Annotated in this window: 24 protein-coding genes; 15 read left to right on the top strand and 9 right to left on the bottom strand. The window is 39.7% G+C overall.

The features are described from left to right. The first annotated feature begins 27 nt into the window (after positions 1-27). Together MS6x_RS19270 and MS6x_RS19265 are read left to right on the top strand one after the other, a co-directional pair. The gene (locus MS6x_RS19270) at positions 28-666 is read left to right on the top strand and encodes a nucleotidyltransferase family protein (protein ID WP_482604443.1); all 639 of its coding nucleotides are present in this window, start codon (positions 28-30) and stop codon (positions 664-666) included. Continuing rightward, positions 663-1,763, top strand: coding sequence for an amidohydrolase family protein (locus tag MS6x_RS19265; RefSeq protein ID WP_482604441.1), 1,101 nt, complete (start codon positions 663-665; stop codon positions 1,761-1,763). Before MS6x_RS19270 ends, MS6x_RS19265 begins: the two co-directional genes overlap by 4 nt. A 6-nt stretch (positions 1,764-1,769) precedes the next feature. Here MS6x_RS19265 and MS6x_RS19260 read toward each other — a convergent pair whose 3' ends face one another. Beyond that, positions 1,770-1,913, bottom strand: coding sequence for a hypothetical protein (locus MS6x_RS19260; protein ID WP_482604439.1), 144 nt, complete (start codon positions 1,911-1,913; stop codon positions 1,770-1,772). A 126-nt stretch (positions 1,914-2,039) separates the two neighbouring features. Here MS6x_RS19260 and MS6x_RS19255 point away from each other — a divergent pair, with 126 nt between their 5' ends. Together MS6x_RS19255 and MS6x_RS19250 are read left to right on the top strand one after the other, a co-directional pair. Further along, positions 2,040-2,528, top strand: a complete 489-nt coding sequence (locus tag MS6x_RS19255; protein WP_482604438.1) for an RNA polymerase sigma factor — start codon at positions 2,040-2,042, stop codon at positions 2,526-2,528. Between the two features lie 3 nt (positions 2,529-2,531). After that, entirely contained in the window at positions 2,532-3,131 is a 600-nt protein-coding gene (locus MS6x_RS19250; RefSeq protein WP_482604437.1) for a hypothetical protein, read from the top strand. 12 nt (positions 3,132-3,143) lie between these two features. Here MS6x_RS19250 and MS6x_RS19245 read toward each other — a convergent pair whose 3' ends face one another. Continuing rightward, the gene (locus tag MS6x_RS19245) at positions 3,144-3,773 is read right to left on the bottom strand and encodes a GntR family transcriptional regulator (protein ID WP_482604435.1); all 630 of its coding nucleotides are present in this window, start codon (positions 3,771-3,773) and stop codon (positions 3,144-3,146) included. A 168-nt stretch (positions 3,774-3,941) separates the two neighbouring features. On the opposite strand from MS6x_RS19245, the gene MS6x_RS19240 reads away from it, so the two are divergent. From MS6x_RS19240 to MS6x_RS19230, 3 genes are all read left to right on the top strand, one after another. Beyond that, positions 3,942-4,712, top strand: a complete 771-nt coding sequence (locus tag MS6x_RS19240; RefSeq protein WP_482604434.1) for a hypothetical protein — start codon at positions 3,942-3,944, stop codon at positions 4,710-4,712. Positions 4,713-5,511: 799 nt separating this feature from the next. Beyond that, positions 5,512-5,973 carry a cold-shock protein gene (locus MS6x_RS19235; RefSeq protein WP_482604432.1) on the top strand — a complete coding sequence of 154 codons (462 nt, stop codon included), beginning with the start codon at positions 5,512-5,514 and terminating at the stop codon, positions 5,971-5,973. Positions 5,974-6,001: 28 nt separating this feature from the next. After that, the gene (locus MS6x_RS19230) at positions 6,002-6,931 is read left to right on the top strand and encodes an EamA family transporter (protein WP_482604430.1); all 930 of its coding nucleotides are present in this window, start codon (positions 6,002-6,004) and stop codon (positions 6,929-6,931) included. Here the strand turns inward: MS6x_RS19230 and MS6x_RS19225 are convergent. Then, positions 6,928-7,512, bottom strand: a complete 585-nt coding sequence (locus tag MS6x_RS19225) for a pseudouridine synthase (RefSeq protein WP_482604428.1) — start codon at positions 7,510-7,512, stop codon at positions 6,928-6,930. The genes MS6x_RS19230 and MS6x_RS19225 overlap by 4 nt on opposite strands. A gap of 117 nt (positions 7,513-7,629) precedes the next feature. Between MS6x_RS19225 and MS6x_RS19220 the strand changes: the two genes are divergently transcribed. After that, positions 7,630-10,926 (top strand): S41 family peptidase, encoded by a 3,297-nt coding sequence (locus tag MS6x_RS19220; protein WP_482604427.1) that lies wholly within the window; start codon positions 7,630-7,632, stop codon positions 10,924-10,926. A gap of 182 nt (positions 10,927-11,108) precedes the next feature. Here the strand turns inward: MS6x_RS19220 and MS6x_RS19215 are convergent, their stop codons facing one another. The 4 genes from MS6x_RS19215 to MS6x_RS19200 all read right to left on the bottom strand — a co-directional run bounded on the left by MS6x_RS19215 (position 11,109) and on the right by MS6x_RS19200 (position 14,524). Next, a complete protein-coding gene (locus tag MS6x_RS19215) occupies positions 11,109-11,669 on the bottom strand; it encodes a DUF4494 domain-containing protein (protein ID WP_482604426.1) in 561 nt (186 codons plus the stop codon). Between the two features lie 155 nt (positions 11,670-11,824). Beyond that, positions 11,825-12,325, bottom strand: coding sequence for a thiamine phosphate synthase (locus MS6x_RS19210; protein ID WP_482607195.1), 501 nt, complete (start codon positions 12,323-12,325; stop codon positions 11,825-11,827). A 12-nt stretch (positions 12,326-12,337) separates the two neighbouring features. Further along, entirely contained in the window at positions 12,338-12,466 is a 129-nt protein-coding gene (locus MS6x_RS19205) for a hypothetical protein (RefSeq protein ID WP_482604424.1), read from the bottom strand. A gap of 30 nt (positions 12,467-12,496) precedes the next feature. After that, positions 12,497-14,524, bottom strand: coding sequence for an oxidoreductase (locus MS6x_RS19200; RefSeq protein WP_482604422.1), 2,028 nt, complete (start codon positions 14,522-14,524; stop codon positions 12,497-12,499). Positions 14,525-14,804: 280 nt separating this feature from the next. Between MS6x_RS19200 and MS6x_RS19195 the strand changes: the two genes are divergently transcribed. From MS6x_RS19195 to MS6x_RS19185, 3 genes are all read left to right on the top strand, one after another. Beyond that, positions 14,805-15,212, top strand: coding sequence for a c-type cytochrome (locus MS6x_RS19195; protein WP_482604420.1), 408 nt, complete (start codon positions 14,805-14,807; stop codon positions 15,210-15,212). Positions 15,213-15,616: 404 nt separating this feature from the next. Continuing rightward, entirely contained in the window at positions 15,617-16,525 is a 909-nt protein-coding gene (locus MS6x_RS19190) for a hypothetical protein (protein ID WP_482604418.1), read from the top strand. A 105-nt stretch (positions 16,526-16,630) separates the two neighbouring features. Next, positions 16,631-17,410: a hypothetical protein gene (locus tag MS6x_RS19185; protein WP_482604416.1), complete on the top strand. Its 780-nt coding sequence runs from the start codon at positions 16,631-16,633 to the stop codon at positions 17,408-17,410. An 85-nt stretch (positions 17,411-17,495) separates the two neighbouring features. On the opposite strand, the gene MS6x_RS19180 is transcribed toward MS6x_RS19185, so the two are convergent. Further along, positions 17,496-19,376: a hypothetical protein gene (locus MS6x_RS19180; protein ID WP_482604414.1), complete on the bottom strand. Its 1,881-nt coding sequence runs from the start codon at positions 19,374-19,376 to the stop codon at positions 17,496-17,498. A gap of 540 nt (positions 19,377-19,916) precedes the next feature. Then, complete coding sequence (locus MS6x_RS19175; protein ID WP_482604412.1) at positions 19,917-21,227, bottom strand: MFS transporter; 1,311 nt, start codon at positions 21,225-21,227, stop codon at positions 19,917-19,919. Positions 21,228-21,521: 294 nt separating this feature from the next. On the opposite strand from MS6x_RS19175, the gene MS6x_RS19170 reads away from it, so the two are divergent. The 4 genes from MS6x_RS19170 (at position 21,522) to MS6x_RS19155 (ending at position 26,832) form a co-directional block, all read left to right on the top strand. Next, positions 21,522-23,057 (top strand): AsmA family protein, encoded by a 1,536-nt coding sequence (locus tag MS6x_RS19170; RefSeq protein WP_482604410.1) that lies wholly within the window; start codon positions 21,522-21,524, stop codon positions 23,055-23,057. Positions 23,058-23,304: 247 nt separating this feature from the next. After that, the gene (locus MS6x_RS19165; RefSeq protein ID WP_482604408.1) at positions 23,305-24,336 is read left to right on the top strand and encodes a M8 family metallopeptidase; all 1,032 of its coding nucleotides are present in this window, start codon (positions 23,305-23,307) and stop codon (positions 24,334-24,336) included. Positions 24,337-24,543: 207 nt separating this feature from the next. Next, positions 24,544-25,431 carry a DUF4382 domain-containing protein gene (locus MS6x_RS19160; protein WP_482604407.1) on the top strand — a complete coding sequence of 296 codons (888 nt, stop codon included), beginning with the start codon at positions 24,544-24,546 and terminating at the stop codon, positions 25,429-25,431. Positions 25,432-25,776: 345 nt separating this feature from the next. Further along, on the top strand, positions 25,777-26,832 hold the full coding sequence (locus MS6x_RS19155; protein ID WP_482604405.1) for an NAD(P)-dependent alcohol dehydrogenase: 1,056 nt from the start codon (positions 25,777-25,779) through the stop codon (positions 26,830-26,832). Positions 26,833-26,890: the final 58 nt, after the last annotated feature.

Here is a 26,890-nt window from a genome sequence, read left to right as displayed (position 1 = left end):
TTCAACTATGGGGTTACTTTAAAATAAATGGAAAAATCAGCATTCAATACTAAGGGAAATATAGCCATTATACTACTGGCTGCAGGGCAATCCTCACGCATGAAGGCAATTAAACAGTTATTACCGTGGAAAGGGACTACCTTATTGTTACATGCCCTTAACACTATACTTGATATTCAAAAAGAAAAGGTGTTTATGGTACTAGGTGCCAATTCAGCGTTAATACAGAAACGGTTAAAACTCGAATCGTATCCTGTTACACTTATTAAAAACGAAGCGTGGCAAATGGGTCTTGGGAGCAGTATCGCTTGCGGAATTGATGCGATCTTAAAGCAAGAGCATGCCATTGATGGTATAGTAATCTGTCTGGCAGATCAACCTTTACTAACCAGTAGTTATTATAAGGAATTGATACGTGTGTTCACTTCGAATAATGTCCCTATTGTAGCTACACGTTACCCAAATAAATTTGGGGTTCCTGCTATTTTTAAAACAGAAATAGCACAAGAATTGATACATTTGAAGGAAGACCATGGAGCAAAGTACATGATGTCTAAATACAAGGAACTAGTACTTGCTCTAGATGCGGGGGATCAGATAGTGGATATTGACACCCCAGAAACCTATAAACGAGTATACGAACAGCATAATAAAAGTCAAGAATGAACCGTAACAGTGTAATGAAGTCCAGTATCCTTTTTCTTATAATCAGTAGCATGGCAGTACCATCGGTTTTAAGTCAAGAAATGAGTTTTGAGCAGTATAATCCTACCTCAACCCTGGTAGTCCCTGGAAAAGAGATAAAGCAGGCAAAGTTTCGCTTTATAGATATTCATAGCCATCAACGCGACATGTCCGTAGCAAAACTAACGAGTTTGCTTTCCGATATGGATGCACTTAACGAGGGTATTATGGTAAACCTGAGCGGCGGTTCTGGGACAAGTTTAAAAGAAAAAGTAGAAAACATAGCGAAAAGTTTCCCGAACCGTTTTGCAGTATTTGCCAATGTCGATTTTGAAGGTGTAGGAACAGCTGATTGGGGCGAAAAGGCAGCTAAGCAATTAGAAGAGGATGTAAAGAATGGTGCGAAGGGGCTTAAAATATTTAAGAGTCTAGGACTTCGTTATACCGATATAAATGGGAATAGGGTGGCTATTGATGACAAGCGTTTAGATCCAATTTGGGCTAAATGCGGAGCATTGGGTATTCCGGTTCTGATACATGCAGCCGACCCAAAATCGTTTTGGGACGATATGGATAGTAAAAACGAACGATGGTTGGAGCTAAAGACACGACCGAGAAGAAAAAGGTCTGCTACAGATCCAGCCCCTTGGGAGCAAATTATAGAGGAACAGCATACAATGTTCAAAAGGCACCCAAACACCAACTTTATTAATGCACATATGGGTTGGTACGCGAATAACCTAGGGAAGTTGGGTGAGCTTCTGGATGAAATGCCTAATATGTACGTGGGCATTGCCGCAGTTATTGCAGAATTGGGAAGACAGCCACAAAATGCGAGAGCATTTTTTGTAAAATATCAAGATCGTATCCTATTTGGTAAGGATAGCTGGAAGCCTGAAGAATTCCCGACCTACTTTAGAGTATTGGAAAGTAATGATGAGTATTTCCCATATTATAAAAAATACCATGCTTTTTGGGCCATGTACGGCCTTGACTTACCGGATGAGGTGCTCAAAAAGGTTTATTATAAGAACGCCCTAAAAATCGTTCCCGGACTCGATGCCTCGCTATTCGAATAATTGTGGTTAGAGGTCTTCGTTGCGATTCAACTTGGCATTTACCAACTTCTCTACGTCCTGAAATATACCGCAGGAGTTTTCTGGTTTTACCAAGGAAGGAGTCTTTTTTCTTTTGGTCAATGCCTCAATTTCAAGATTTAAGTATTGCATGCTACGAAATTTTAGCTGTATAACGGCCTATACCTTAACATGTTGTATATTAATTCGTATAAGAATTTAAAGTTGATGTGATTTTTAAGGAGATATGGATACCAATATAAAAAACCAAAGCACTAAATGGCCAGGGAGACCGAATTCACAAAACTTATACAAGAGCATCAAGGCTTACTTACGAAGGTAGCTTCGGTGTATACCAATACAATACCGGATAGAGAAGATCTCTTTCAAGAAATTGTGTATCAGCTTTGGAAGTGTTTTGACTCCTTCAAAGGGGAATCAAAAATTACCACTTGGATGTACCGTGTAGGTATGAATACGGCCATTACCCATTTAAAAAGGTCAAAAAGAATTGCTACTACAAGTTTGGTATCAGAAGGACTAGTATTCGGTGCCACTACCGATGATCCTATTTACGAAGAGCGCCTGGCGCTGTTACACACCTATATTCAAAATTTGAATCAATTAGAAAAAGGGCTAATGCTTTTACTTTTAGAGGGTAAAAGATATAGTGAAATAGCAGAGATAACTGGATTGTCAGCCTCTAACGTCGGAACTAGGATATCGCGTATTAAAACGAAATTAAAAAAGAACATTGTAAAACCGTAGCATATGGATTTAGAAGAACTTCAACTAGCTTGGACCCAAATGGACAAGGAGCTCAAGACACAAAAAAAACTTACGGAAAGTATTATAATGGAGATGACACGTACTAGGTACAAAAATAAGTTTAAAAAGATCAGTAGTTATGAAAAAGTGGGTGCGGTTGTTTGTTTTGGTGCGGCCCTATATATCCTGCTTCATTTCAATAAGCTAGATACATGGTACCTTCAGGCGTGTGGTGTTGCTACTTTAGCAATTTTAATTGCCCTGCCCATACTCGTTCTTTCAAGTTTAAAAAAAATACAAAACTTGGATATTTTGAAAGGAACCTATAAAGAGAATTTAATAAAATATACCAAGTTGAGATCTCGATTACTAGGCTTGCAACAAATTGGTATTGCGCTATCACTTTTTATGATGTTTTTAATCATCCCTATTACTCTTAAAATCTTTAAGGATAAAGACTTGTTCTTGATACCTTTAAATCCACAAAAATGGATAGCTTTTTCTATAGTGTTTGTAGTGATGTTGTTCTTCTGCAGATGGGGTTATAGAAGTTATAGGAAAATAACAGATTCTGCTGCTTTACTATTGGAGGATTTGAAGTAGCCTTGACGATAACTACTCGGTAAGCTTCTTCTGAATATAGTTTAATATGAGCATCCAATTCATTTTGAGTAGGAGGGAAGCCGTAGGAACATTATCATCTGCTATGGCCGAAATAATGGCTTCGTGTTGATTATCCGATTTATTATAGAAAAAATCGTCTTGCATAAAAGCACGTTCGTAAAAGAACACTCTTGTTTTTAAGTCGTGCAATAACTGAAGTGCCAACTCATTTTCAAAACCTTTAGTCAATAGCCTATGAAATTCCATATCGGCCTGTATTCGCGTAATCGCGTCAGCGGCATTTTCAAATACCTCTTGTTGGGCTTTTAAATTGATAATATCTGCGTCGTTAAATTCGCTGTTTTCAATGGCCATCACCTCTAAACTAGCAACTAGATCATAAAGGTCTTCGGCTTCTTTTACATCTAATTCAGCGATAATAAAACCACGATTGGGTACTGCCTTAATAATGCGTGCCTGTTGTAATTGTGCCAAGGCCTCTCGAATTGGTGTAACACTGACATTTAACTCCCTAGATAAAGCAGCCAAGTTTATCGTTTTTCCAAGGTCTAGCGTACCCGTTGTCATTTCTTTTAAGAGATAATTTCGTACCTGGTCGCGTAAATTTAATTTTTTACCCATATAACAAATGTACTAAATCGTATACGATTATAATCAAATCAAAATAGAAGGAAATAAGCTAACCTAAGCTTTAAACGTACACTAAAGTGTTTTATTCTGCGTTAAAAAGCTAGTAATCAAATTATAATAGATATGAAGAATGTTTTAGCTATAGTTAAAAATACTAGTATGATACTCCTTATTGCATCTCTTGCTGTAGGTTGTAGTACCGATGAATCCGATAAGGATACAATGCTTGATACCGAAATGCTAACTGCTCAAGAAGTTCAATTGGTTTTAGAATCAGACCAGCTTTCCGGTGCCGCAGATCAAGTGCTATCCGAACTTTTTTTGAATAATGGCGCAGCTGGCAAGAATAATCTAGCAAACGATTGTTATGTTGCTGAATATACGGATACCGGGTTTAGCGTAACCTTCAACAACTGCATTTTAAACGGAACCAATAATGTTGACGGAAGCTTGGTTGTTACTTACGACTTTGACTCCGAAAGTGCATCTTACTCCGTTGCCTACACTAATTTTTACGTAAATGAAGCTGTTTTGAACGGTACAAGGACCATTCTATTGTTAAGCGATACAGCTGAAAATGCTCTTTCGTATACGGTTACCAGTGATATGAATCTGGTACTTGCAGACGGCACTAATGTCTCAGAAAATGGAGAGCGTGTTTTCGGTTTTACGGTTGGAGAGAACATAGAGGATATCGCAATAACCCTTTCCGGTAATTGGAATTTAAATGCTGGAAGCGATGTATATACGATAAACGTAATCAATGAATTACAGACCAATGTAGGCTGTGCCTACGTAGCCAAGGGACTATTAGGTTTGGATAAAAACGGTTTGGCGGTTACCATAGATTTCGGAGACGGAACTTGTGACGATATGGCAACGATTACCTACCCTAACGGAGCCAAGGCAGAAGTGTCTTTAAGAGATTAAACCAAGGGGCATTGAGAAGAGCCATTCTACGTGCTACTTAAAGCTCCTAAGCATATAAACTCCATTTATAATGGTTGATAATAAAGGGATAGTTCCAAAGCGGTACTATCCCTTTTTTTTGTTTAAATACTTAATCATATATACTAAGCATACTACTTCGGTTTAAGTTGTCATACGCGTTAACACATTCTAAAAAGACAACGGAACTAATGTCTTTGGGTGTTGGGTAGTGAGGCTCTCTTCATAGTACTTCCATCTTCCGCTGTACTTGATTACCGTTCTTTTTATGGGATATGCTGACAAAAGTTGCTGTAGCTTATCTAGAGATACAGCTTACCGTTTCAATAACACCTAATTATACTTTGGTAAACAACCCTATCTAATCGTTTCAATTACTAATTTGATTTTAAGGGTTTTATGATTTCTTACTAGCACGCTATACAAGCGACTCCGTGTTCACTATTTCACTTACCTGCGACTTACCTTTGTTACTTCCGACAATTTTATTTCGAAAAAATAGCGACAGCTTGCTGTAGGATAGCTCAATGTATGTTTTTTTACTAGAACAAGTACTTTAAACATTTAGTAGTATAAGTTATACTTAGCGCTAATTATACCTCAAAATTCAAATACATAATGTATCTTTGTTACCGTTAAAAAGGGATGCAGAACAATCTTGCAATGACCTTAAGGATTTCCAAATAGTATAGATGTAACTATTTATTTGTCATTATCTACAGGCAGCGGTTTACTTCATTTTCTCTTCTAACAAAGGATATTTAAAAATTTAAAAATACGAATGGCAAAATCGCAACAAACATTTAACAAAACAGAAAAAGAAAAAAAGCGTTTAAAGAAACGTGAGGAAAAGAGAAAGAAAATGCTTGCCAGAAAGGCAGAAGCAAAAGAAAATGGAACCTCGGGAATTCCCATGGCCTATGTAGATTTCAATGGAAATCTAGTAGATACGCCACCAGACCCGTCCATGAAGGTAGAGATCGAAGCAGAGGATATTGTATTAGGCATTCCTAAGAAAGAAGAAGGAGATGTAGAGGAGTTTGATCCTGTAAGAAACGGGAAAGTATCTTTCTTTGATTCTTCTAAAGGATTTGGTTTTATTATCGATTCGGAAAATAATGAGAAATATTTCGTTCATGTAAGCGGACTAATAGACGAAATTTTCGAAAACGACAAGGTTTCTTACGAGTTGGAACGAGGAATGAAAGGTATGAATGCCGTTCGTGTTAAAAAAATTGAATAGTAGTTACTAGTTAACGCCTCATAAGTATATGGCCAAACGAAACACACTTCTTATCGTATTGGCCTTTTTTGCGATTTATGTTATCTGGGGAGCAACGTACCTTCTCAATAAAATAGCGGTCACGGAACTCCCGGCATTTATGTTGGCAGGCACGCGCTTTGTAGTAGCGGGCCTCCTGATTTTTGTTATTGCCAAACTCTCCGGTCGTTCGTTGAAAATTACAAAAACACAACTCATAAACACTAGTATTGCCGGTTTCCTTTTCCTAACCTTCGGTAATGGTGTTATTGTTTGGGCCTTAAAATATGTAGATAGTGGTTTTGCCGCACTCGAAGTCTCCGCACAGCCTTTGGTTGTGCTACTTTTAATGCGAATACTTCAAGGTAAAAGAATACAGCCGATGTCCTTAGTAGGAATCGGATTGGGGTTTATTGGTATTTTCCTTTTGGTAAGCCAAAAACAGATTATCAACCAAGAAGGTGCCTTGCTCGGAATGGCACTCATTTTTGCCTGTATGTTAAGTTGGGCCTATGGCAGCTTGTTTGTTGGTACCGCAGACTTACCGGTCAACTACTTTGTAAATACCGGATATCAAATGTTTACCGGCGGTATCTTACTATTTTTAATCAGTTTGCTTCTAGGCGAGCAATGGGTTTCTCCTTTAGCATGGAGTACACCGGTACAATGGTCTATGTTTCTATTAATTATATTCGGTAGTATCGTTGCCTTTACTTCATTTAATTACCTACTACGTGTCGTTTCTCCTGAAAAGGTAGCGACTTCTTCTTATGTGAACCCAATTATAGCCATGCTGTTAGGTTGGTACTTTCTAAAGGAAGAGATTACAATACAGTCCGCCATTGCTGCGCTGATATTACTTACCGGTGTCTATTTTATCAATACAAAGAAAAAATTAACCCTTTTCTCTAGGTTTTCTTCTGCAAAACCTAAAGCTTAAACCAAGGCTTCGGTCAAAGGCAATACAGCACCTTCCTGTAGGCCATCTAAGCCAATCTCCCCTATGCGTACACGAATAAGCCTTACCGTGGGAAAGCCAACTGAAGCCGTCATTTTACGTATTTGACGAAACTTTCCCTCGGTAATGGTAATGGAAATCCAAGACGTAGGCCTATGAACACCAATGCGCAGTTTCCGATGTGCCGCTGGTAAAAAATCTGGTGGTACTATTGTTTCCGACAAACATGATTTTGTTGTGTAGGTATTTCCTAGAACCCCAATAGTAACACCTTTTCTTAACTCTTTTAAAGCATCTGCAGTAATAACGCCATCCAATTGTGCATAATACTCTTTTTCTATTCCGCTGCTGTTAATTTCATCACTGAGCTTACCGTCGGTCGTTAAGAGCAGCAAACCTTCCGATTTTTCATCTAAGCGGCCAATTGGCATAGTACCTTCTGTAAACGGATACAATTCCGATAAAAATCTTTTTTTTCGCAATTGTCTTTCTTCACCAGAGGTAAACTGACTCAACACACCAAAAGGTTTATATGCTTTATAATGATAATGTTTCTTTGCCATAGCCATAGCCATAGCTACAAAGTTACAACAGCATTAAATAATAGGCATGCGGTTCTATTAAAGTTTTGTTGATTACATTTAGGCTATTTATTTATTGTTCATCAAAATCCAATACCAATGTGTACGACAACCGTATCTAAAACCGTCCTTTCGCTTCTTATTTCCATTTTTATCTCTTCCCTTGTTTTTTGCCAAGGTTTTGAAGGATATTATAGATTCCCGGATATTCATAAGAACACACTCGTGTTTTCTGCCGAAGGAGATTTATGGACAGTACCCCTGCAAGGAGGCTTGGCACAGCGCCTTACATCCCATCAAGAAGAAGAGCGTTTCGCTTCGTTTTCACCAGATGGAACTCAAATTGCGTTCTCTGCGAGTTACGAAGGACCAACCGAAGTTTACACCATGCCGGTGAATGGTGGCTTGCCCGTTCGTTGGACGTATGAAGCCGATGCTTCCGTTGTAACTACATGGACACCAGATGGTAAAGTCGTTTATCAAACACGAGCGTATAACAAGGTTCCCGATAACCAATTGGTCACAATAGATTTAGAAACGAAAGATAAGTCGAGAATTGCGCTAGCCCAGGCAAGTGAAGCCTCCTTCGATACTACAGGTAATACCCTATATTTCGTAAGACCGGCCTATCATAATAACGTGACCAAAAGATATAAGGGCGGTACCGCTAGGCAGCTATACAAATTCACGAAAGGTACAGCAGAGGCCATAAAGCTTACCAATGATTATACAGGAGAAAGCCATCATCCCATGTGGTCTAACGGAAGAGTCTATTTCATATCCGATAGGGATGGCACCATGAACATTTGGTCCATGGATGATGCTGGAGGAGACCTCAAACAACATACGACCCATACCGAGTTTGATGTGCGGTATGCCAATATTTCAAATGAAAATCTGGTATATCAAATGGGGGCAGACCTTTGGCACTACAACATTGCGTCAAACAAAGCGAATAAAATTAACATTCATTTGGTATCGGATTTGGATCAACGCAGGGAAAAATGGGACGACAATCCAATGCAATACGTTACTTCCGTCCAGCCAGATGCCAAGGGGGAACATGTCGTCATAACCTCTAGGGGTCGAGTCTTTGTGGCGCCAACAAAAGCCGGTCGGTTTATATCGTTCACGGAAAAGAAAGACGTTCGGTTTAGGGATGCCGTTTTTTCAGCTGATGCAAAGGATATTTATACCTTATCCGATGAGACTGGTGAATTTGAATTCATCAGCATGCCATCTAACGGGATGGGTAATGAGAAACAAATCAGTAAGGACGGTAACCTGCTTAGGTTTAAAGGAATACCTTCCCCAGATGGCCGCTGGATTGCCTATTCCGACCTAGAAAACAATATGTTCACGCTTGATGTCAATACTGGGGTCAGTAAAAAAATATCAACCAACCAAGAAGGTATTTCGGAATACGAATGGTCTCCTGACTCCAAATGGTTGGCCTTTGTTCAGACGGCCGCCAATACTATGGCTCAAATCAAGATTTATAATACAGATTCTGGAAATTCATTCGACCTTACTACGGATAGGGCAAACAGTACAAGTCCTAGGTGGAGTCCAGATGGAAAGTTTATTTATTTCCTTTCCGATAGAAGCTTCACATCTTTGGTTGGCAGTCCATGGGGCCCACGGCAACCGGAGCCCTATTTTGACGCGAGCGAAAAGCTATATCATATTGCACTTCAAAAAGGAACCAGATCTCCATTCAGGGAGGCAGACGAACTTAATGCCGCTTCGAAAGAAAAGAAAACGGAGGATACGACCAAGAAAAAGGGTAAAAAAGATGAAGCCGGCACTAATGAAAAAACAGTAATCGTAACTATTGATCAAAACGGAATCAAAGAGCGCATTACAGAAGTGCCCATAAAAGCTGGGAACTACAGTCAATTAGAGGTAAATGGGAAAGCGATATATCTTGTTTCGAGCGAAACGGGGGGTAACGCCAAAAGTCATTTAGCTGTACTAAAAATAGGAAATGAGGATGCAGAACTCAGTACTATGATTAACGATATTGACAGCTATGAGTTAACCGGTAATGGAGAAAAACTGTTGGTTTTAAAACAAAAAAACATGTACATGGTAGATGCTGGTACGAGTGAGCTAAAAGACATTTCAAAACATAAGATTGATGTAAGTGGATGGCGTTTTGCCATAACGCCTAAGGAAGACTGGAAACAGATTTTTACAGATGCATGGCGCATGGAGCGTGACTATTTTTATGATAAAAACATGCATGGGGTAGATTGGGATGCTATGCATGCCAAGTACTTGCCGCTAGTGGACCGGGTCACAACGCGTGATGAATTATCAGACCTTATTGGCCGTTTTGTTGGAGAACTATCGGCACTGCACACCAGTGTGCGAGGAGGTGACACCCGAAGTGACGATAAAAATATCACCGTTGCCAGTTTAGGTGGCGAATTCAGCCGTAATGAGGAAAACGATGGGTATCGCATAGATTATATTTATAAGGTAGATCCCGACTATCCTGATGGTAAATCTCCCTTGGACGACCCATATCTGGATGTGCGTATTGGCGATATTATTACCAATATCAATGGTGTACCCGCTTTGTCCGCTGTAGACATTGGAGCACTTATTAGAAATCAAGTGGGTAAGCAAGTGCGTTTAACGATAATGAGAGAAGCGGTGTCCCGCGATATTATCGTTACCCCAATTGCCGGTTCGTTGAACCTTCGTTACAGCGATTGGGAATATGGCAAGCGATTGGAAGTAGAGGAAAAAGGGGAAGATGAAATAGGGTACCTACACCTTCGGGCAATGGGTAATAACGATATCAGTCAGTTCTATCGCGAGTTCTATCCCGTGTTTAATAAATCGGGATTAATTGTGGATGTGCGATTTAACCGTGGTGGGAATATTGACAGTTTTATCCTAGAAAAACTGCTAAGAAAAGCTTGGATGTATTGGAAGGCTAGGGCAGGGGAGCCGTATTGGAATATGCCTTATGCTTTTAGAGGTCATATCGTAGTATTGGTAAATGAAAATACATATTCAGATGGAGAAGCCTTTGCCGATGGGTTTAAGAAACTCGGTTTGGGAACTACGATCGGAACGCGGACGTGGGGCGGTGAGATTTGGCTGCACGGGGGTAATAGGCTAAGTGACAACGGTCTTGCAAGAGCTCCTATGATGGGTGTTTACGGTGATAACGGTGAATGGTTGATCGAAGGTCATGGTTTTGTTCCGGATATCGAAGTCGATAACTTGCCACATGCTACCTTTAACGGACAAGATGCACAACTTGATGCTGCCATTAAACACCTTCAAAAGTTAATCAAAGAAGACCCGCGCGAGGTCCCGGCACCTCCAGCATATCCAGATAAATCATTTGGGAATAATTCAAAATCAAGGAAGCAGTAATGGATAGTAATCTTCTATTTTAGCTGAAGCGATACACTAGAGATGTAGCAAACTAAAAAAAAGGCGTATAAATTCAAATTTTAGTGCGGCACATCTCGTTTTTACAAACTAAAAAGCGGCGGCTTACAAAATTGTAAACAGTCGCTTTTCTTTATGATGTTTTCATTTGAATTAAGCAGTTGTTATTCTTCCTCGGTAGCAAATACATCTGCCAGCTCCAATGCTTCATCCATTACCTTAGTTGCGGGTAACGAATCTTTTAGTTCAGTGAACTTTTTCACACGTTCCATTTCGTTTTCGTCACCAGAGAAATAAGGGAAGACATCCATGATGGGGGATTCAGAAATTGCAGGAATCGTATAGTCTCCCAAAGTATCTTTCATTACGCTATCGGTATTGTCAAAGGCTTCCTTTACATCATTTGCCTGTACCAAAAGGTATTGATTGGTTTTACGCTCTTTTCCGCTCTCCTCATCAAAGGCAATTAACGATACCCGAGATTTAAACCACCTATCCGAATTTTCGAACGGATGTATTTCAGCGTAATTTGCTACTTTAATGTTCGTAATCGTAATTTCATCGCTGTCGCTCAAATAGGCCGCCATTTCTTCGGTAATTTTGGTTTCGGCCTCGGTATAGCTTATTGCATCGACCAAAAAAGGTTCGGTCTTCATTTTTGCAACTCCAGATGCTTCATCTAATTTTCTATATTTTACCTTACACTCATACCACGTTGCACTCATATCTTTTTCTTTTAAGGATGGCAAATATAGGATGCTTTCGTAGCGTAGGAAGCTAATATATGGAATAGATATTCACAATTTAAAGACGATATTTATACCGCTTTTAAGCTCAGGAGTTTAGGTGTTTTTGTACAGTTTTTTATTAGAACTAATCTTTACTCAAAGGTATGCCGTTGTTCTGCAGTGGCAGATGCATTTAGTAACCGATGAAACGTTCGTATGCTTTCGAAATTTTGGGTAATGGCCTCTGAAACGGCAATACCCGATATACCCGTTTCTAAAATAGCATCAACATCGGCAGTAACAATTCCTCCAACTCCAAATAACGGGGTTTTGGTATGCAACGCTTCGGCTATTACTGTGTATCCATTTAATCCGATACCCGGAATTCTAGATATATCACTTGCATTAGACCGGAAAGGACCCAATCGAATGTAATCTATCTCTTTATCGATTAAACGTACGCAATCCTGAATATTGTTTGCCGTACCGCCGAGCATTTGCCACGAGTATAGCTCTTTTCTCAAGATGGTAGGGGAGGTGCCATCCGCTATATGAACACCATCCGCTTTTATGGCTATGGCTAGCTTATAATCATTGGCAATAAGTAATCTTGTTTGAAAATGTCCAGTGATTTCTCTTGCTTCTTGCGCTATCTTTAACTTTTGTTAGTTGGAGTTTAGTTGTAGTTCTAGCTGCACTAATTCTATCCCAGAAGTACATGCTTTCTGTATATTTTCCAATAGCGCTTTGGGTGAATTTCCCTGACAGATATAATGCAGTTTAGGTATGGTCATAGTTTATATTTTATACATAGTAGGAGTTGCTTAAATTGTTGCCGCCAATCTACACGCTTGATTTATAGCACGTTTAGCATCCAACTCTGCCGCTACGGCTGCGCCACCTATTACGTGTACTTTTATACCATTCGCTTCCAATGGTCCTGCTAAGTCATTTAACGGTACTTGGCCAGCGCAAATAATGACGTTATCCACTGGAAGCAGTTTATGTTCCTCGTTTTGTACATAATGTAACCCGTCATCATCAATTTTTGTGTAGTGTACTTCGTTGATGAACTGTACGTTTTTTTTCTTTAATGTAGACCGATGAATCCAACCCGTAGTTTTGCCTAGGTTACCTCCAAACTTGCCCTTACTGCGCTTGAACATAAACAATTCTCGTGGCGATGGATGCACTTGTGCTGTAATACCTTCAATACCGCTTCTAGCTTCCAATGTTTTATCAATTCCCCATTCGGTTAACCACGCATCAATATTCAATGCCGTACTTTCCCCTTCGTGCGCCAAGTATTCCGATACGTCAAAACCAATTCCTCCGGCACCAATTACGGCAACCCGCTTACCTACCGGTTTCTTCAGCTTTATCACATCAATATAACTTAACACTTTGGGATGATCAATACCTTCCATCTTTAGCGTTCTTGGCCGTATTCCTGTTGCTAGGATAATCTCGTCAAAGTTTCCGTTTTGTAGTGTATCAGCTGTTACATGAACATTTAGTTTAAGCGTGACTTGATGTAATTCCAGTTGCTTGTTGAAGTAGCGTATGGTTTCATAAAATTCCTCTTTCCCAGGTATTTGCTTCGCCATATTAAACTGTCCTCCAATTTCAGTATCTGCATCAAAAAGCGTAACCTCATGTCCTCGCTGTGCCGCAATGGTGGAAGCAGCTAAACCAGCAGGGCCCGCACCTACAACAGCTATTTTCTTCTTATTCTCTGTTGGTAGGTAATTGAGTTCCGTTTCATGACAAGCTCTGGGGTTTACTAAACAGCTAGCCACTTTTTGTTTAAAAACATGGTCTAAACAGGCTTGGTTACAGCCTATACAGGTGTTTATCTCATCTGCTTTGTTTACGTTGGCTTTGTTCACCCATTCTGAATCCGCTAAAAAAGGCCGTGCCATAGAAATTAGGTCTGCGTGACCTTCCGCCAAGACCTGTTCCGCGGTTTCCGGCATATTTATTCTATTGGAAGTTACTAAGGGAATTGATAGTTCTTCTTTCATTTTTTTAGTCACCCAGGTAAATGCCCCTCGCGGTACCGAAGTCGCTATGGTGGGGATGCGTGCTTCGTGCCAACCGATTCCTGTATTGATGATGGTGGCACCTGCTTTTTCAATTTCTTTGCCCAAAGAAACCACTTCCTGCCATGTGCTTCCTTTTTCTACCAAATCCAACATGGACAAACGGTAAATGATGATAAAGTCGCTTCCCACGGCATCACGTGTCTGCTTCACTAAAGTAATGGGCAAACGCATTCTATTCTCATAACTACCGCCGTAATCGTCGGTCCGTTTGTTTGTTTTTTCCGCAATAAACTGATTGATTAAATAGCCTTCCGAGCCCATAATTTCCACACCATCATAACCGGCAGCTTTCGCTAAGGTAGCCGAGTTTACAAAATCGCGAATGGTACGCTTGATCCCCGATGGTTTCAGCTTAAAAGGTTTAAATGGAGTTATGGGCGATTTAATGGCCGATGGTGCCACCGCAAAAGGATGATAGCCATAGCGACCTGCGTGCAAAATTTGCATACATATTTTGCCACCTGCTGCATGTACGGCATCTGTAATAACTTTATGGTGTTTTGCATGTTTTTTAGTACTCATTCGTGCAGAAAATGGAGCAGTCCAACCTTGTATGTTAGGCGAAATTCCCCCGGATACGATTAAACCAACGCCACCTTTGGCGCGTTCGGCATAATAGGCAGCTATTTTTTCCAATCCATTTTTCTTCTCTTCCAGACCTGTGTGCATAGAACCCATAATGATTCTATTTTTAAGCGTAGTAAAGCCCAAATCCAAGGGCTCGAAAATATGTGGATACTTGGTCATTTGTCAGTTCGTTTTAGGGCTATTGTTATGCGTGCATAGCAGATGGTAAGGTACGTTTTTTAGGATGAAAAATAAAAGAGCGATTCACTTTTGAAGTTTTGTGTCCAATCGCATTAAAGAAGGTTAGCACCTGTTTTTCAACGTCTGTACGATGAGTTGTTTCCAAGGTAAGGTTACCAAAACATTCATGTAAACCAATCAAACATCAGGGGTTGTACGTACCGCTTAAACACCGGCAATTATTCACTATATTTATAGCTCGTCACCAATAGTTGAACGTATGTGCCGCATCACACTTCTAATATTGATTCTTATCACACTTAGCTGTAATACGGATAAGAAATCAAAAAAAACTATAGAACATGTAGTACCCAAGCGTGCCGAGTTGAGCAAAGACTCACAAATTTTTCTTGGGAACCGATTGTTTTCAGAAAAAACGTGTATTACCTGCCACGATATCAATACCGAAAAAATTGGCCCTTCAGTTAAGAAAATCATGAGAGTCTATGCGGAGCAACATGGGGATATTGTCGCTTTTTTAAAAGGCCAGACCAAGCCAATCGTGGATACGACCGCTAGTCAAGTTGCTATTATGCAGGCGAATATCGATGGATTTTTACAAAACATCTCCGATGAGGAGTTGAAAACCATTGCCACTTATATGATGCATGTGGACCAAATGAACTAGGATTAATACCCCATATTTAGGGATACAATCAACATACAAAACAGTTTTCTGAAAATTTTTATTATGTTTTTTGTGATTCTTTATAGAGTTTGTATACCTATAGGGAAACAAAACCTTAAACTATCATGAACAAAGCATCTAAAGAAAAAAGCTTCAAAGCAATCCTTTTAAAATTTTACCGATGTGAGATACGCTTATTCAAGCGTATTTTAGGTCTTTAAAAACTTACGCTTGTGCATACACTTTCGCTTCTCTTTGCCATTATTTTTGATACCAATACAGCTGAAAAATACCTCGCAAATTGTAGTATCTTTAAAGCTGTATTGTTAGAGTGATGAAAAGAGAGGACCCTAAATCCTAGCGTGCACTATAGTAATTGAATAAAGTAAATTGAAGTTCAATCCATGAGGAGTTTTCTCTTAAGAATAATAGTAAAAAAAGTAAGGATATACTACGCTAGTATACTCGTCATACCACTATTATTGTTAGGCTGTGCCACGACCAAATCAACCAAAGAGCAACCGACTTCTTTAAGATCCGATACGCATACTGCTCTAGCGCAAACTAGTGCTGGCAATTCGCAAACACCCGGAAATAGGTATGGAATTGATGATCACGGATATATTAGCCTACAACCAGAATTAAAAGCACCGGCCCTAGTCAACAGTGAAGATTCATTGGCGCAACTTACCGCAGCTACGGTACCATCAAAAGTAATATTAGAGACTGTTTTCCCGAACAGTAGTCCCGTAGCGAATACCATGGTAGAAACCTACTTAAAAAGTGAAAACAAGGAACCGGAAGGTCATTGCCTTTCTGTAAGTAAAAGACGTTTTGAACGTGCATACCTAAAGGTTCATGGCCATTCACCCTATCAAGATTTACCAGATTCTATGGCTTCTAAATTTAATACGCCTAAACAGGTATTTGACTTGCTTTACATTTCCGCTTCGGAAAAACATAGGAGATGGCGAAGCCTTCCTGAAATTTATAGGGGCAAGGGAAATGCAGGTGCTATTGCGTATGCCGGTATGGGCACGCTGGTAGGTACATCAGAAATTTGGAGCGGTGAATTAAGACCGGGTGCGCTGATGCAAGTGTGGCGTTTTAAAGACGATTATGAAGAGGTAGTACGTGGGACTAATGTAAAAAAATTAGATCCTTACGGACATTCATTCATTTTTATAAGGTACCTACGTGATGAAAAAAACGCTATCGTTGGTCTCCAAATAGCGGATCAAGGCTTTCAGAGCTATAGGCCATTAATACCAGGCGATTATGAAGTTTGGTGGGGCGTAAACCTGAGTGTTTAATACACACGTACCATAACGAAGCGTATTTTAACAGTAGTACTATAATTTCTTAGTAAATGCTACGTTACCAAAGTAACGAACGACTTTTGTTAATTACAATTACCTATGCTATTTTTCTCGGTACTACTTTCTTTAAGTTTTGTTTCCGAACTGCCCAGCAGTTTAGAAAAGAAGGTGGAATTTAGCGCTGTTATCGAAGATTCTTTTTCTACAAAGCCAAACGATAATTTTAAAATCGGTAATCCGATTCGTGTGATAACAGATTCGGACAGTATAGCAGCCTCTTATGCCAATACCAAGTTAGATGCGAACCAACTTCGGTTGCGATTGAAAGAAGGACTTCGGTTAGGTACCACCTCTTTTGACCAAGTTAAATTAGCTTTTACCAATCAACTCGTAGACAAGATTATACCACACTGGTACGGTACTCCTTGGAGCTTTGGCGGCCATACGGCGATACCGAACGAAGGCAAAATTGCATGTGGATACTTCATATCTACCACGTTACGCGATATGGGTGTGAACCTTAACCGGTATAGACTTGCACAAAAATCTCCTGTAGATGAGGCCAAAATGATCAGTTGCGGTACTGCAATTAACAAGGTCACACAGGATACACCTGAAAAAGCTTTTGAAGAGATAGATCGGTTAACAGAAGAAGGGCTTTATTTTATAGGTTTTGATGCCGGTCATGTAGGCTATCTGTTAAAACGTGAAGGCAGACTATTGCTGATTCATTCCAATTACCTAGCTCCAGTCTCGGTCTGTATGGAACCACTTCAAGAATCTCGGGTTTTTAAACGTTTTACTACCTTTCATCTAGTTGCCATTTCACAAAACGATATCCTGTTGCAACGTTGGTTGGACAAGGGTGTGGTGTTGTAGCAGTGCTCAGGCATAAAAAATAACATCCAGTTTATTAGATATAGTAATGGAGCCCTCGCTCTACCTTATCTAACAATAGCCTTCGCTAATTTTTGTTTATTCTATACGTAATGCGCCTGTTGGTAATTATAGTGGGTACATTAACGTTTAATATAGCTGTGTTTGAAATTCGTTCGGTACATATATTGGCGGTATTGGAGGCCAAAACTCTAAATTGAGTACCACTGATACCCACAGGTGGATTCGTGATAACCAAAGTACTGCTCGTTGTACCGCTATAGATAGATGACGCTATTACATTGGACCAGACGGAACCATCAAAAATTTGCCATTGATAGGTATCCGTATCGGTTGCCACTACAGAGAGGTTTCCCGTACAACTCGTACAAATGGTTGCCGTGGTAGGCTCTCCTGTAATCGCAGGAATAATTCCCTGTTGAAAATCAAAGGTACCATCACCGTTTAAATTGTTTGGAAGGGTATACCCATCATCATTACCCGTTACGAGGCCATTATTGCTGTTGTAACCAGTTCCTTGGAGTTCACCTGTGACCGTGCCACTCTGGGTATATCCTGCTTCTAAAACATCCGTACACCCATCATTATCACTATCCAGTTCAGTAGTATCGGATATGGTGTCTCCATCCGAATCTTGAAGCACATAATTTACCGCCTTGCTATTCGGATTAGTTTGAACACTATTGGGAACACCATCTGTGCCTACGGCGCCAAGCAGAATACCATTGGTATGGGTTTGGCCATGACCCGCTTCTACGGCATCATAAATACCATCGTTATCACTATCAAGATCAAAGCGATTGAGAATACCATCCAAATCGGTATCACATTCCTCACTAAAACGTAGCTCCCCGTTCATATTGGTTGGTCCTGTAACAAATTGACCGATACTTATGGTATTATTTCCTGTTGGATTCCAAGGCACCGTTGTTGGTGGAGTATCTAAAGTCAATGTTACCAAAGTTCCACCAGATGATTGGGCCCCAAAGAGCTCCAAGTTTCCATCGGCATCAATAAAAACACGTAATATTGGGTTGGCGGCTGTTCCGGTGATGGACCATAATTGTGGTACTCCATTTTGACCATAGGTAAATCCGGTATCAAACCGTGCAAAATTGCCAGGTGCACCTGGTTGAAATTGAAATTCCGTCGCAATATCTGTTCCGTTGATGGTTAAATTAAAGGAGTTATCAATACTGATAAAATCAATTATTAGATTCCCTCTACCATTAGCGGCAGTGTTTGTTATCGTGGTGCCACCAGAGGATGTAAAACTTTGTGTTACCGTAGGGATGAACGCACACTCATCCTTATCCAGAATACCATCATTATCATTATCTAAATCGGTTATATCCGGAATACCATCACCATCTGTATCCGCTAGGGGTACAGGTACGACGGCGGATAACAGTACATTATCAATGAAGGCGTTATCATCGGAATTCCAATTGGCATTGGATTTTGCAAATCGGATGACCGTGTTTGCTGCTATATATGCTGAGATATCCTGAGAAAAACTTCCATTTCCCGAAAGTGTGGCGATTGGCACGAAACTAGCACCACCATCATTTGAAAGATAAACCCCTAGTTGTCGGGTTCCGCCTAAACTACTGGATGTATAATCAAAACTTAAGGTTGCCGATGTCGCTCCGGTTAAATCTGCCGTACGTCGAATATCTTCTGCCCACAACCAATACATGTATAATTCACCTCCTTGTATTTGTATGTATTCAGCGGTTGGACCATTGTTCGTATCCCCGCTCTCTATCCAATCGGTAGCCCAATTTGTTGTACCGTCATTACGATCATATTCCCGCGTAGCAAAGGTATCCCCATAGGTTTGTTGTGCTTGAGCTAAACCTAGGCCAAATAAGAACAAACCGGCAAAAAAAGACCCAACCTTTTTGCGTAGTCCTTTATTTTTTCCAAAATAAGTACGATAGTTCATGGGTATATCCATTAACGGCAACCAAATTAAGCCCTGATGGGGCTTCACTCAAATAAATGTTGTGAAAGCAGGTATCCGGTTGGTCTACGGCTATTTTGTGTGTGCTTGATTTCTATGAATAGAAGAAGGAACACCTCCCAAATCGACACCCTGGCGTACATCTCTTAAAAAAAAACCGTATGCCTAGCTAACCGTCTATTCAGCTACTGGGGGTTAGCTTAAATATATAATACAAATTTAGAAAAACAGGGAAACTGATACGTTATCCGAACTCAAAGAAATACCCAATATTTACAAGCTTGGTTGGGTACTGGATTACAACCTATTTTTTAAAAAAAATATAAGTGAATATTCGAATGTTCACTTTGATAAGGCGTTTTTTGAATTCTTCAAATGGGATATTTGAAAAAAAGTGTAATTGTAGGGCCTAACGTCCATTATAAATGACCTTTAGGCCGATTTGGATGCTATATGAATTTCTAAAAGTTAATTAGAGATTGACGAATTCACTTAGCGACTAGTTTTAACTCGTTCGATTCTTTATTCGACATTGGGTAATAGGTAACTACGATAGGCGCCGAAAATTCCGAATAGGGATAGGACCAAAATTACTCCTTCCGTTGAGATTAGGGAAGCCAGGGCACTTATTCCTCCGGTAATCAATAGAATAAATCCGATAATGGTATTACTTACGGAAACATAATCCGTTCGTTTGTTGCCACTGGCCATATCAACGATATACGTTTTACGGCCCAAGCGCACACCGCTATGTGCAATACCTAATAAAAAAAAAGCGGTGGGATATAACCAGAATTCCGTACGTAAGGTAGGAACGTATGCGATTAACAGGAACATGATAATGCCCAGCATCGCCGCAATGCTCGCGGCAATAACCATGACCGTTTTACTGGAGACATCCGCCATCCTGCCCCAGATAGGGGCACTAATAATGGCCGCAAGCCCGTTCGCTAAAATGAACAATCCAAGTAAATACCCTTCTTTTCCCAAATAGGTTTGTGCGAGCAGCACATAAAATGGCGCCGTAAGTGCAGAACATAACAATAAGGATCTGGCGATGATAAAGTTTCTGAAATTAGTATCGCTCCCAACGATACCTATGCGTTCCTTCACTTCTTTCCATCCGTTTTTACCCCCAGAAGTTTCTCCTGGAAATTCCTTGATAAAGGCATAGATGATGGCCGAAATTAACCACATGCTACCCGCAAAGAAAATAGTATAACTATAAAAGGTGACATCCGCGCCATTTTTAGATGCATACATCAAATAGAGGCCAGCTATCAAAACTAAAACCCCCGATACGGAAACGGTGTATCCTTTCAATTTCCCCCTTTTCTTTTTAGCAATCGTTTTTCCCAATACATCCTTAGAGGCAACGGAGCACAAACCACGCGATAGACTAAATAGCACTAAAAAAAGCATGATCAACCATCCTGCCGTAACACCCGTAGTATGTAGTGTTACCAGACCTATAGCCATGATGCTCAAGCATTGTAACACACTGCCTATAATATAGACCCATTTCCGTTTTTCTTTAGTTCTAATATAGCTTGCAATCAGTATTTGGGGCAGCATGGAGCCAGATTCACGAATGGGTACGATAAAACTTATCATGTAGACAGGAGCATTTACATAGCTCATTACCCAGCTCAAAACCGTCTTAGGGTTGCTCAACGTGTCACCAAGTTTCGTGAATATATTGCTGAGCATAATTAAAAAATAGTTTCTTGGGGAATCCCTGCAGGCATCTTCACTTATGTCGTCACATGAGCGTGCATCTTCTTCATTGTTCAGATAATCATATAATCGTTCTGTCCAAATGGTTTTTTTCATGGTACAAATATAAGGGCTAACGTAATTAGGGTTTTTAACGTCTAAATGTAAGACTAATGTAGGAGGTTCACGAGGTCCTAGTTTTACTACAGGAATGAAAGGAGAAAACACTTATTAATTGTACGAGGAGTAGGAGAGTATCATACGATACGCGAAACGGGTTTCCTAATGCTACTTTTTAATAGTCGTGTTTTGATGATTTTAAAGAGTTCTCTAATTCTTTGGTATCCACAAGGAATAGCGATATAATATTTAGCTATATTTAAAGGAACATTACGTAATTCCATCCCATTCATGAATAGAAGGTTAAGGACCATTTTGATTTTCCTCGCTGTTGTTGCATTCTTCTATATAGCCATTAGACAAGTCTTAAAATTTAGATTAAATGAGTTGTTGAGGGCCCAAGAAATACATGGTATTCATATTAGCCATGACAAAATAAGCTTGGAAATTTTTGAGGGATCGGCCAGTTTTAAAAATCCCATGGTACAACTAAGCCAAGAAGCCAACATTGGTTTCGTTGGCGATATGACCTTAGAGAGTTTCAATATCAACGATATTCATTATCTTAAGTTACTCTTTTCCGGTAATTTAGATATAGAGTCCATTTCGTTAAATAAACCCATTGCCCAATTTAAAACGGCTTTATTGGACAGCACAGATTTAGACACCAATAGTGCCGGAAAGAAATTAGGTTTGGCCATTAAATTGAAAGACTTGGTCCTCAAAGAAGGTCAGGTAACGATAACAGATGGTGAAACAGATTCGCTCTTACTTTCGCTTAAAAATTTTAATTTGGATGTATTGGATATTGAAATATCGGATAGGACTATTGCACAATCTATACCATTTATCGGAGAAGACTATGCTGTACAATCAGATTCCATTTTTATAAAAATCTCTCCCTATGAGAATTTAAATATCGCCCAAGTCAATGGAGATCACCACTATACGTATCTATCTGGTATAACGTATGCTACAACACTTTCCAGAACAGAATTTGATGCGGATATCGCCCAAGAAAAAGACCATTATACCATAGCCATAGATTCCGTCCAATTTCACGAATTGGGATTAAACAGTGTAGGCGAGGAAGATCTCATTTCTTTTTCAGCTCAAAAAATAACTATCGTAGAACCGGAAATAGCGATCTATCGTAACAAACTACTGCCCGATAGCTATAGTGAAAAACCGATGTATAGTAAACTATTAAGAGATTCTCCCATCAATATCCAAGTAGATAGCCTTGGCATAAATGACGCCTTATTTACCTATGTAGAAAAGTCAAAGACTGGTAATGACGGAGGGCTACTTTCGTTGAAAAATATGAACGTAGACATAACACGTTTAGGCAATACGTATGAAGATGATACAAAAATCCATATTACAACCCTGTTTATGGGCAGTGCCCCTTTTGAAGCAATTTGGAGGTTTAAGGTGTTGGATACCAATGATGATTTTACGTTTAAAGGAGAATTGCATGGGTTGGCCCTAAGTGAGCTTAATCCCTTTACACAACCCTACGCAGATACTCGTCTGGAGGGGATTATGGAAGATGTGTATTTTAGTATTTATGGCAATGGCGAAACCTCGACCATGGATTTAAAGTGTAAGTTTAACGATGTTGGTATTTTTCTATTAAAACCGGATACCCGTGAAAAGAAGAAGCTGCTATCTGCCTTGGTAAATATTTTTGTGTCCAGCAACTCCAAAAACGGGAATCAAACGTTTAAAGAGATATCTGTTGATGTCCAAAGAGATAAAACGAAATCTTCTTGGAACTATATTTTCAAAAATATTGAAGAAGGGATGAAAAAAGCTTTGTTGTAACTATTGGGAAAGCGCGCTGGTAGGAAACCTTGAATACCTGATACAACACCTAATAAGCAATTAATAAATAGCGATTAACAAACCGAAGATAGGAGGGAGGTTAATATAAATGGAATGCTCATCAAGCAACATTATTTAATTAAATGTTAAATAATTATTGTAATTGCTTACTTATTGTGTTAAATTTAACAGCAACCGTTTCGGGTTGTTACAAAAGTATTTTTAACCACTAACACTTAAATTTATTATGAAGAACACTTTCAAAAGTTCCCTGCAACTAGTTAGTTGCGCATTAGTTTTTAGCGGATTGTTTCTATCATCCTGTTCACAGGAAGAATTACCAATAGAAACACAAGCGGTTGCTGATTCGCAAAACCAAACTATTGCCCTTAAGACTCCATCTGTAGATCCTATAATCATCAATGATTTAGGTACAGATGCATTAAAAACAACAGAGGCCGCCGGAGTAGACCGTGGGCGTTTTAATATTACGCTTAGTTATCTTTTACCACCAACACTTAGACAAGTTGAAGTTTTTGAAGCTGCTGCGGCACGGTGGGAACGTATCATTATTAAAGATGAGCCATCGTTTACAGGTACGCTGCCTTCAGCTTTTGAAGGTTTCCCGCCATTAGTAGACGAGGGAACGGTTGATGATATTATTATTGAAGTGGCATTGGCTCCAATTGATGGGCCAGGTGGAATACTTGGTCAAGCCGGACCACGATTTGTACGTACTGATGATTTTCTAACTTTATCTGGCATTATGTTTTTTGATGTTGACGACCTTGACTTTCTCGAGGAATTAGACTTGTTCGAGGAAGTTATTGTTCATGAAATGGGTCATGTTTTAGGTGTGGGTACGCTATGGAATGTAGAACCTAATTTTAATAGAACGTTACTACAAGGGAGTGTTGATGATCCTTTCTTTGCGGGTAAAAAAGCAAATGTATTCTGGAATGCGGAAGGAGGTACTGGTTTATTACCAATTGAAGGTGATTTTGGCCCAGGTACAGCTTTTGGTCACTGGGACGAAGATACCTTAAACAATGAATTGATGACTGGATTCCTAAACTTAGGTGAAAATCCTTTAAGTCGTATCACTGCAGGATCCATGAGAGACCTTGGTTATGGTTCGGCTTCTGTTGGGGAATCATATGATTTACCAAAAGGTACAGAAGGTGTTACTTCAAAATCTTTCGGTCCTCAAGAAGGCATACATATTGGTAAAATGGAAACCTTACTTCAACCTGTTGGTTTTGTGAATATAAAGAAGTAATATTATACCTATTGCTTTATGAGAAATTAAGCAGTACGATATTATAAAAAGCTTGTAACAACCAAAGTGTTGTATACAAGCTTTTTTTTATGCATTTATAATGTTAGTGGAAGTAGTTCATCGAAAACCTGAAATTTCTAGTAGGGTCTAAAGCGTATTAGTTGTTTATTGGCCGATATATATAAACTCTTATTAAATTAGTATACGATGAAGTTTAGTTTCTTTTCAATTTTTCTAATTGGCTTAAGTAGCCTATTTATAAGCTGTTCAGATGATAATAATACGAGTAGTGACTTTGGTCGACTCAAGGTGCAATTAACAGATGCGCCATTTCCACATGACTTGGTTGCGGAGGCAAATGTGACTGTTTTTAAAATTGACGCCCGTTATAAAGGCGATATAGCATTAGATGACGAGAGTACTGACAGTGATGACATGAATGATGAAGCGAACCAAGCAAAACGTTTTATCGTCCTTATGGAAGATGAAGTACCGATTAATCTTTTAGAGCTTACCAATGGTCTTACCAATACCTTGGTAGATACAGATGTGCCGGTAGGATCATATGATTTAATTAGAGTGTACGTAAAGGGAATTAATGTAGTGCTAACTGATGGTACTTCCTATGATTTAAAGGTACCAAGTGGTTCACAATCGGGTATCAAAATATTTATAAAACCAACACTTATCGTAAATGGCGGACTAACTTCTGACCTTTTGCTTGATTTTGATGTCAGCAAATCTTTTGTGGCCAAGGGAGGAATTAATAATCTTAACGGTTTTAACTTTAAACCTGTAATTAAGGTAAGTAACCTCTCAACGGCGGGAACCCTTGCTGGCCTTATTACAGAAGTAGAAGAGGGCTCAACCGTTGGTGTAGAGGGTGCCCAAGTGGCAGTTTTCATTGCAGATACACTTAATACTACCACTTTTTCAGATGTTGATGGTGGTTATATGATTATGGGACTGGAAGCCGGTTCGTATACCGTAGAAACTGAAAAAGAAGGGTATATAATGCAAACTGCTGAAGACGTCCAAATAACCGCTGCAAATAAGACGGTGCAGGACTTTCAACTGGTACGAGAAGAAGAATAAGCTTTCCCATTAAACGGATTAAGCGGGATATTTATCCCGCTTTTTTTGTTTCTAAAACACAATTAAATACTTAACAATAAGTATATTATAGCTAGATTATATGTCAATGCAAGATGCATGAATACCATTAAAAAACAACTAGCAAGGTATGGCTAAACAGGTATTATTTGAACCGAGGGCAGTAGGAGAGCGAAAGCGGGTGTTTACCAATCCATGAATATACAACAATGCAGTATGCTCAAAGGCGCACAAAACGGAATCCCTATACTTCCAATACGATAAGGATTTTTTGTATATTTAAAGGAATCGGTAAGGACTAACAGCCAACAATAAAATAGCATCAAAATGAACACAAAACAAGTAAACGCCTACGGTACGGAAGCTGCCGATGCGTCTCTGGAACAGGTAAGTATTACACGTAGGGAAGTAACGCCAACCGATGTGGAAATTGACATCTTATTTTGTGGTGTATGCCATTCTGATTTGCATTTTGCACGCAACGATTGGGGGATGACCCAATACCCTGTCGTGCCTGGTCATGAAATTGTAGGTAGGGTTAGTCAAATAGGTTCAAGCGTTACGAAATATACCGTAGGTGATTTGGTTGCCGTAGGCTGTTTGGTAGATTCTTGCAGAACCTGCAGCAATTGTAAAGACGACTTGGAACAGTATTGCCCGGAATGGGTGGGTACCTATGGTGGCTATGACAAACACTTAGATACGAATACCCATGGGGGTTATTCTGAAAGCATTGTTGTAGATGAAGCCTTTGTCCTGCGCGTTCCAGGAAATCTAGATCATGCCGGTATCGCACCTGTTTTATGTGCAGGCATTACCACGTGGTCTCCTTTGCGGCATTGGAATGTTGGAAAAAATAGTACCGTGGCTGTTGTTGGCTTGGGCGGACTAGGTCATATGGCGATAAAATTAGCCCATGCATTGGGAGCACATGTTACCTTGTTTTCAAGATCTACAAACAAGATAGCAGATGCAAAAGCCTTGGGCGCAGACGCCGTTATTATTTCCACTGATGAGGCCCAAATGAACAAAGCGATGGGGCGTTTCGATGTCATTATAGACACGGTTCCCTATGCCCACGATTTAAACCCCTACGTTGCTACGCTTAATACCAATGGCACCTTGGTGGTTGTGGGCTATTTAGGCCCCTTAGATCCTATGTTAATGACCATACCCATGATTATGGGACGTAAGTCCGTTGCCGGTTCATTGATTGGTGGTATAGCCGAAACACAAGAATTATTGGATTTCTGCGGAAAGCATGATATAACCTCAGACGTGGAGGTCATTAAAATGCAAGAGATTAATACGGCGTATGAACGTATGCTGAACAGCGATGTAAAATACCGTTTTGTGATTGATATGAAATCCCTTAAAAACTAAAAGTTTTGCGTTTTCCCGCCCCTATGGAAGATTTGATGCTATGTGAATTAATTAAAAG

The organism is Maribacter sp. MS6 (assembly GCF_056839185.1).
The sequence above is the reverse complement of the archived record's forward strand: the minus strand, read 5'-3'. Positions and strand labels throughout refer to the sequence as shown.

Coding starts and splice junctions, on each gene's coding strand:
- MS6x_RS19185 (WP_482604416.1), top strand. CDS start 16,631: ATGCTATTTTTCTCGGTACTACTTTCTTTAAGTTTTGTTTCCGAACTG.
- MS6x_RS19160 (WP_482604407.1), top strand. CDS start 24,544: ATGAAGTTTAGTTTCTTTTCAATTTTTCTAATTGGCTTAAGTAGCCTA.
- MS6x_RS19195 (WP_482604420.1), top strand. CDS start 14,805: ATGTGCCGCATCACACTTCTAATATTGATTCTTATCACACTTAGCTGT.
- MS6x_RS19205 (WP_482604424.1), bottom strand. CDS start 12,466: ATGACCATACCTAAACTGCATTATATCTGTCAGGGAAATTCACCCAAA.
- MS6x_RS19245 (WP_482604435.1), bottom strand. CDS start 3,773: ATGGGTAAAAAATTAAATTTACGCGACCAGGTACGAAATTATCTCTTA.
- MS6x_RS19175 (WP_482604412.1), bottom strand. CDS start 21,227: ATGAAAAAAACCATTTGGACAGAACGATTATATGATTATCTGAACAAT.
- MS6x_RS19215 (WP_482604426.1), bottom strand. CDS start 11,669: ATGAGTGCAACGTGGTATGAGTGTAAGGTAAAATATAGAAAATTAGAT.
- MS6x_RS19190 (WP_482604418.1), top strand. CDS start 15,617: ATGAGGAGTTTTCTCTTAAGAATAATAGTAAAAAAAGTAAGGATATAC.
- MS6x_RS19240 (WP_482604434.1), top strand. CDS start 3,942: ATGATACTCCTTATTGCATCTCTTGCTGTAGGTTGTAGTACCGATGAA.
- MS6x_RS19230 (WP_482604430.1), top strand. CDS start 6,002: ATGGCCAAACGAAACACACTTCTTATCGTATTGGCCTTTTTTGCGATT.
- MS6x_RS19220 (WP_482604427.1), top strand. CDS start 7,630: ATGTGTACGACAACCGTATCTAAAACCGTCCTTTCGCTTCTTATTTCC.
- MS6x_RS19250 (WP_482604437.1), top strand. CDS start 2,532: ATGGATTTAGAAGAACTTCAACTAGCTTGGACCCAAATGGACAAGGAG.
- MS6x_RS19155 (WP_482604405.1), top strand. CDS start 25,777: ATGAACACAAAACAAGTAAACGCCTACGGTACGGAAGCTGCCGATGCG.
- MS6x_RS19200 (WP_482604422.1), bottom strand. CDS start 14,524: ATGACCAAGTATCCACATATTTTCGAGCCCTTGGATTTGGGCTTTACT.
- MS6x_RS19170 (WP_482604410.1), top strand. CDS start 21,522: ATGAATAGAAGGTTAAGGACCATTTTGATTTTCCTCGCTGTTGTTGCA.
- MS6x_RS19225 (WP_482604428.1), bottom strand. CDS start 7,512: ATGGCAAAGAAACATTATCATTATAAAGCATATAAACCTTTTGGTGTG.
- MS6x_RS19235 (WP_482604432.1), top strand. CDS start 5,512: ATGGCAAAATCGCAACAAACATTTAACAAAACAGAAAAAGAAAAAAAG.
- MS6x_RS19260 (WP_482604439.1), bottom strand. CDS start 1,913: ATGCAATACTTAAATCTTGAAATTGAGGCATTGACCAAAAGAAAAAAG.
- MS6x_RS19270 (WP_482604443.1), top strand. CDS start 28: ATGGAAAAATCAGCATTCAATACTAAGGGAAATATAGCCATTATACTA.
- MS6x_RS19180 (WP_482604414.1), bottom strand. CDS start 19,376: ATGAACTATCGTACTTATTTTGGAAAAAATAAAGGACTACGCAAAAAG.
- MS6x_RS19255 (WP_482604438.1), top strand. CDS start 2,040: ATGGCCAGGGAGACCGAATTCACAAAACTTATACAAGAGCATCAAGGC.
- MS6x_RS19165 (WP_482604408.1), top strand. CDS start 23,305: ATGAAGAACACTTTCAAAAGTTCCCTGCAACTAGTTAGTTGCGCATTA.
- MS6x_RS19265 (WP_482604441.1), top strand. CDS start 663: ATGAACCGTAACAGTGTAATGAAGTCCAGTATCCTTTTTCTTATAATC.